The sequence below is a fragment of the Skermanella sp. genome (assembly GCF_059503625.1).
On record NZ_JCACHA010001001.1, the window covers coordinates 1 to 6245 of the forward strand.

The following is a 6245-nucleotide window of genomic DNA, read 5'->3' on the forward strand; positions in this document are numbered from 1 at the left end:
ATTACGGCGACGAGGCGGGCAGCCCCGGCACGATCCTGACCTTCTTCCCGTGGGAGCATGCGGCGCCCGGCCGGCTCGGCATCGGGGAAACGCAGGAAACGGTGTTCCGCGTCCCGGCCGGCTCGCTCGGCTACTGGACCCATCGGTTCCTTGAAAAGGGCGTCCGCCACGAGACCCCGGAGAAGCGGCTCGGTGAAACCGTCCTGCCTTTCCGCGATCCCGACGGCATGAGGCTGGCCCTGGTGGCGTCTCCCGGAATCGAGGGCGAAGCCGCCTGGACGGCCGGCGAGATCCCGGTGGATAACGCGATCCGGGGCTTCCAGGGCGTCAGCCTGCTGCTGGAGAACGGCGGGCGCACCGGTGCGATCCTGACCGACGTCTTCGGGTTCACCCAGGGCGCCACCGAGAACGGCGTTACCCGCTACAAGGTCGCGGATGCCGCCATCGGGGGAATCGTCGATATCCGGAGCGCCGGCGGCTTCCTGCCGGCCCGGATGGGCAAGGGCTCGGTCCATCACGTAGCCTTCCGCGCCGCCGACGATCGGACTCAGGCGGAAATGGTCAAGAAGCTGCGCGAGAACCACGGTATCCAACCCACGGAGCAGAAGGACCGCAACTACTTCCGGTCCGTCTATTTCCGGGAGCCGGGCGGCATCCTGTTCGAGATCGCCACCGACGAGCCGGGATTCGCAGTCGACGAGCCGCAGGCTTCGCTGGGACGGGACCTGAAACTGCCGAAGTTCCTCGAGCGTCGGCGCGGAGAGATCGAGGCGGTTCTGCCCGCTCTCGCTTGAGCCGTCCTTGTCTGAGCTTTTCCGGCCAGGGATCCGGCCGACTGGAGACTTGATATGACTGACACCCGCCTGTCCTTCGTCCATCGGTTCGAGCCGGCGCCCGGCGCCGGCCGTCCGCCGCTCCTGCTGCTTCACGGCACCGGCGGCGACGAGAACGACCTGCTGCCGCTCGGCCGCATGATAGCGCAAGGCTCGGCCCTGCTGTCGCCGCGCGGCAAGGTGCTGGAAGGCGGCATGCCCCGGTTCTTCCGCCGGCTGGCGGAGGGCGTCTTCGACGAGGCCGACGTCCGCCGCCGCGCCGACGAGCTTGCCGACTTCATAGCCGAGGCCCGCGAAGCCTATGGACTGGCAGCACCCATAGCCGTCGGTTTCTCCAACGGGGCAAATATCGCGGCGGCCGTCCTGATGCTGCGGCCCGAAGCGCTGGCCGGGGCCGTGCTGCTGCGGGCTATGGTGCCGCTAAGCGAAGCGCCGGCGGCGGACCTTGCCGGCAAGGGCGTGCTGCTGCTCTCGGGCTCGGGCGACCCCATCGTGCCCGCCGAGAATGCCGGGCGGCTGGCCGCGACCCTGAAAGGGGCCGGAGCCGCCGTGGAACACAGGATTTTGCCGGTCGGCCACGGCCTGTCCCAGGCGGACGTGACGCTCGCCAAGGCGTGGCTCGACGGTAATTCAGCGAAGGAAATCTGATCATGCAACTCACCGGCATCCATCACCTGACCGCCGTTTCCGCAGATGCCTCCGGCAACCATGCCTTCTACACGAAGACGCTGGGCATGCGTCTGGTCAAGAAGACGGTCAACCAGGACGACGTCAGCGCCTACCACCTGTTCTACGCCGACGCCCTGGCGTCTCCCGGCAGCGACATCACCTTCTTCGACTGGCCGGTCGGACGCGAGCGGCGCGGCACCCACAGCATCACGCGCACGGCGCTGCGGGTCGCCGGCGAAGGCACTCTGGACTGGTGGAAGAAGCGCTTCGAGGCCGAAGGCGTCCGGCACGCCGAGATCGTCGAGCGCGACACCAGGCTGGTGCTCGACTTCGAGGACTTCGAGGGCCAGCGGCTCAGTCTGGTGGACGACGGCGGCGCCGGTGCGGCGCATCCGTGGGACCGCAGCCCGGTTCCGGCGCAATACCAGATCCGGGGTCTCGGACCGATCACCATGAGCGTTCCGGACCTGAAGCCGACCGATCTGGTCGTGCGCCGGGTCCTGAACATGGAGCAGGTCCGGGAGTATAGGACGCCCGATACGGCCGACTCGCGTACCGTCGTTTATCAGATGGGGCAGGGCGGTGCGGTGGCCGAGCTTCACGTCGCGGTGCAGCCGGACTTGCAGCCGGCGGGTCAGGGGGCGGGCGCCGTCCATCACGTGGCGTTCCGCATCCCCGATGCCGACTACGAGGCCTGGGCCGACCGGCTGAACCAGGTCCGGCTGCCGTCCAGCGGTCCAGTCGACCGGTTCTACTTCCGCAGCCTCTACTTCAGGGAGCCGAACGGCGTCCTGTTCGAGATCGCCACGGATGGCCCCGGTTTCGCAACCGACGAGGCGATGGATGCGCTGGGCGAGAAGCTTTCCCTGCCGCCTTTCCTGGAGGGAAGGCGCAAGCAGATCGAGGCCAACCTGAAGCCGCTTTGACCGCCCAGGCCCGCTGGGTGCGATCGCGCCCAGCGGTGTCGTAGGGACTGCTACTGCTTCGGCAGGGCGTAGGCGATGACGGCGTCGCCGGCCTTGGTGCCGAGCGAGCCGTGACCGCCGGCCGCCACCAGCACGAACTGGCGGCCGTCTTCTCCCAGATAGGTCATCGGCGTCGCCTGACCGCCGGCCGGCAGGCGGCTCTCCCATAGCTGCTTGCCGGTCGTGACGTCGTAGCCCCGGACATAGTAGTCGATCGTGCCGGACAGGAACGCCACGCCGCCCGCCGTCATGATCGGTCCGCCAAGGTTGGGCACGCCCATCGCGAAGGGCAGCGGGAGCGGCGAGGCGTCGCGGACCGTGCCGTTCTTGTGCTGCCAGACGACCTTGCCGGTCGTGAGGTCCGCCGCCGCGACATAGCCCCACGGGGGAGCCTGGCAGGGCAGCCCCAGCAGCGAGACGAACGGCGCCAGCTTGACGGCGAAGGGTGCGCCGAAGTTCTCGTTGAGCGCGGGCAGGCTGTATTCCGGACGGTTCTCTCCCTGGACGTACAGCGTCTTGTCGTCCGCGCGGGGGATGAGCTGGGAGACGAAGGCGAGGTATGTGGGGGTCGTGAACGCGATCTGCCGCCTGGGGTCGACCGCGATGCTGCCCCAGTTGAAGACGCCGAAGTTGCCGGGATAGATCAGGGAGCCCTGCGTCGAGGGCGGCGTGAAGCGGCCTTCGTAGCGCAGCTGCTTCAGCGAGATCCGGCACGCGAGCTGGTCGAACATCGTGGCGCCCCACATGTCCCGCCCGTCGAGCGGCGGCGGGTCGTACGACAGGGCGGAGACCGGCTGCGTGGGTGCGGTGTGGTCGCCTTCCGCAGCGCCTTGCGGAGCCGGCTTCTCGGTGACCGGCAGAACCGGGTCGCCGGTCCGGCGGTCGAGCACGAAGAGTTCGCCCTGCTTGGTCGGCTGGACGAGCGCCGGGACGGTCTGTCCGCCCACGGTCAGGTCGATCAGGCTCGGCTGCGCCGGCACGTCGTAGTCCCAGAGGTCGTGATGGACGGTCTGGAAGTTCCAGCGCACCTGGCCGGTGGCAAGGTCGAGGGCGACGACCGAGGACGAGAACTTCTCGACGGCGGGACTGCGCTTCCCGCCCCACTGGTCCGGCGGCTGGTTGCCGAGCGGGACATAGACCATGCCGAGATTTTCATCGACGCTCAGGATCGACCAGCTGTTCGGCGAATTCGGCGTGTAGCTCTGGTCCGGCCCGATCGGAGCCGTTTCGTCCGGATTGCCCGAATCCCAGTTCCAGACGAGGTCTCCGGTATCGACGTCGAAGGCCCGGATCACGCCCGACGTCTCGTTGGTCGAAACGTTGTCCAGGACCGTGCCGCCGACGACGATGAGGTCCCTGGTCACGACCACCGGAGAGGTGGAGTAATACGAGCCCGGATTGACGTTCGGCATGTTCCGCCAGAGGTTGATCTGGCCGGTTCCGCCGCCGAAACCGGTGCAGACCGCGCCGTTTTCCGGGTTCAGGGCGATGATGCGGCCATCGGCCGTCGGCATGAAAAGCCTCGACGCACAGTCGTCCGCCGTCGCGGCTCCGGCGGATGCGACCGGCAAGTCCAGGACGGTCGAGCCTCCCGGCGCCGCCGTCGTCCCCGGCGCCGTCTGTTCCGCCGTCTGCTCCACCGTCTCGGGGGCAGGTTCGGCGGTTTCCGTTCCTGCGGCCGTGGCGGGGGAGGCGGCGTGATAGGACAGGCCCCGGCAGGTCAGGTGCTGGAGCGCCAGTTCGTTGCGGATCTTCGGGTCGTAGCGCCAGATCTCGGCCCCGGTCGTGGCATCCAGCGCGATGACGTTCTGGTGCGGCGTGCAGAGGAACAGCCGGTTGCCGATCTTGAGCGGCGTGACCTCGAAGGTCGTCTCCTCCGGATCGCCGGGGCGGCCCCTGACATCGCCGGTGTGGAAGGTCCACGCCACATCGAGCTTGGAGACGTTCTCCGGCGTGATCTGGTCCAGCGGCGAATAGCGCTGGGCATGGCCGGTCCGGCCATAGGCATGCCATTCGCCGGGCGGAACATCGGACGGATCGGCCGGCGCCTCGGCGCGGATGCCGGGAGCGTTGCCCTCGATCCGGTGAGGTTCGCCGAACCAGGAAACGACCGCCAGCACCACCGCGACGGCGATGGTCGCCGTCAGCGGCAGGCCGGCGCCGCGCAACGCCGAGACGCGGCCCTGGCCGGCGTCGAGCGCACGGGTGACCCATGGGGTCAGGAGCCACAGGCCGACGACGAAGATCACCGCACCTCGGGCAGCCAGCGGCCACCAGTCCAGACCGACCTCCCACACGGACCAGGCCAGCGTCCCGACGCCGAGCAGGGCGTAGACGAGGAGCGCCGCGGGGCGGCCCCTTATCAGCAGGAAACCGGTCAGCAGGAAGGCCGCCGCCGCGATCGCATAATACCAGGAGCCGCCCAGGGCGATCAGCCAGACGCCTCCGACAGCCAGGGCCAAGCCCATGAGGAGATTGAGCAGTCCCGTCACGATGAGGATGGGACGCCGCCGCTTGCCACGCATATTGTCACCTCGGAATCTTCGGAGGGAGACCTTCGAATGTCGTCCCGGTAACGAGACCGAAGCTCCTTGGTTTCCTCATGCTGTGGTCGATCAGCCATGAAAAGTAAGCAGGGCTTTACGCGGCAGGACTCTACGCAATGGTCGGCGTCACGCCGCCGTCGACCCGCAGGAAAAGGTCCTTCGCGGTCTTGGCGGAATGGCTGCCATTCCGGCACCTAAGCGATCCGGGCGTGTTGCCCCGTCAGCGAGCCTTTGAACGCAGGCCGAAAACCGATCCCCAAGATCACGATCAAGATCTCTACCGAAGTAAGCTGGAGTGAATCTCATGTCCAAGGCGGCACTCATCGTCGGCGCCGGCGGTATCGTCGGCGGCAACCTGGCCGAACGCCTGCTGGCGCAGGGCTGGACCGTCCATGGCCTAGCCCGGCGGCCCTCGTTCCGCCAAGCCGACCTAAAGCCGATAGCGGCCGACCTGACCGACGCCGAGGCGACCAGGACGGCCCTGGACGGATTGGACGTCAGCCATGTCTTCATCTCCGCCTGGGCGCGTCAGGCGACCGAGGCCGAGAACTGCCGGGTCAACGGCGGAATGGTGCGCAACCTGCTTGATGCCGTCGGCAACGCCCCGAGCCTGTCGCACGTCGCCCTGGTCACCGGGCTGAAGCACTATCTCGGCCCGTTCGAGGCCTATGGCGCCGGCGCCGTGCCGGAGACACCTTTCCGCGAGGAGCAGGGGCGCCAGGACGTCGAGAACTTCTACTACACCCAGGAAGACGAAGTGTTCGCCGCCTCTTCGCGGCGGGGCTTCACCTGGAGCGTCCATCGCCCCCATACCATCATCGGCTATGCCCTCGGCAATGCGATGAACATGGGCGTGACGCTGGCGGTCTATGCCAATATCTGCCGTGAAACCGGCATCCCCTTCGCCTTCCCCGGTTCGCCGACCCAGTGGAACGCCCTGACCGACATCACCGACGCGCGGCTGCTCGCCCGTCACCTGGAATGGGCGGCGACACATGAGGCCGGCCGTAACCAGGACTTCAACGTCGTCAACGGCGACGTCTTCCGCTGGAAGTGGCTGTGGCCCCGGATCGCCGGCTATTTCGGCGTGGAGCCGGCGTCCTATGGCGGAAGCGCCCAGCCGCTGGAGCGGACGATGGCGGATACGGCACCGGTCTGGAAGAAGATCGCCGAGCGCCACGGGCTGATCGAGAGCGACCTGGGCCGGCTGGCCTCCTGGTGGCACACCGACG

Annotated in this window: 5 protein-coding genes; 4 read left to right on the forward strand and 1 reads right to left on the reverse strand. The window is 68.0% G+C overall.

The window, feature by feature from the left end; all coding sequences use genetic code 11:
- From AC5JJ6_RS36570 to AC5JJ6_RS36580, 3 genes are all read left to right on the forward strand, one after another.
- Window positions 1-794: ring-cleaving dioxygenase (locus tag AC5JJ6_RS36570; RefSeq protein WP_496046748.1), on the forward strand; the 794-nt coding region annotated here is incomplete at its 5' end.
- Window positions 795-848: 54 nt separating this feature from the next.
- The gene (locus tag AC5JJ6_RS36575; protein ID WP_496046749.1) at window positions 849-1481 is read left to right on the forward strand and encodes an alpha/beta hydrolase; all 633 of its coding nucleotides are present in this window, start codon (window positions 849-851) and stop codon (window positions 1479-1481) included.
- Window positions 1482-1483: 2 nt separating this feature from the next.
- Entirely contained in the window at window positions 1484-2428 is a 945-nt protein-coding gene (locus AC5JJ6_RS36580) for a ring-cleaving dioxygenase (protein ID WP_496046750.1), read from the forward strand.
- 50 nt (window positions 2429-2478) lie between these two features.
- Here the strand turns inward: AC5JJ6_RS36580 and AC5JJ6_RS36585 are convergent, their stop codons facing one another.
- Window positions 2479-4992 carry a glucose/quinate/shikimate family membrane-bound PQQ-dependent dehydrogenase gene (locus AC5JJ6_RS36585; protein WP_496046751.1) on the reverse strand — a complete coding sequence of 838 codons (2514 nt, stop codon included), beginning with the start codon at window positions 4990-4992 and terminating at the stop codon, window positions 2479-2481.
- A 325-nt stretch (window positions 4993-5317) separates the two neighbouring features.
- Between AC5JJ6_RS36585 and AC5JJ6_RS36590 the strand changes: the two genes are divergently transcribed.
- A partial coding sequence (locus AC5JJ6_RS36590; protein ID WP_496046752.1) for an SDR family oxidoreductase occupies window positions 5318-6245 on the forward strand: 928 nt, incomplete at its 3' end.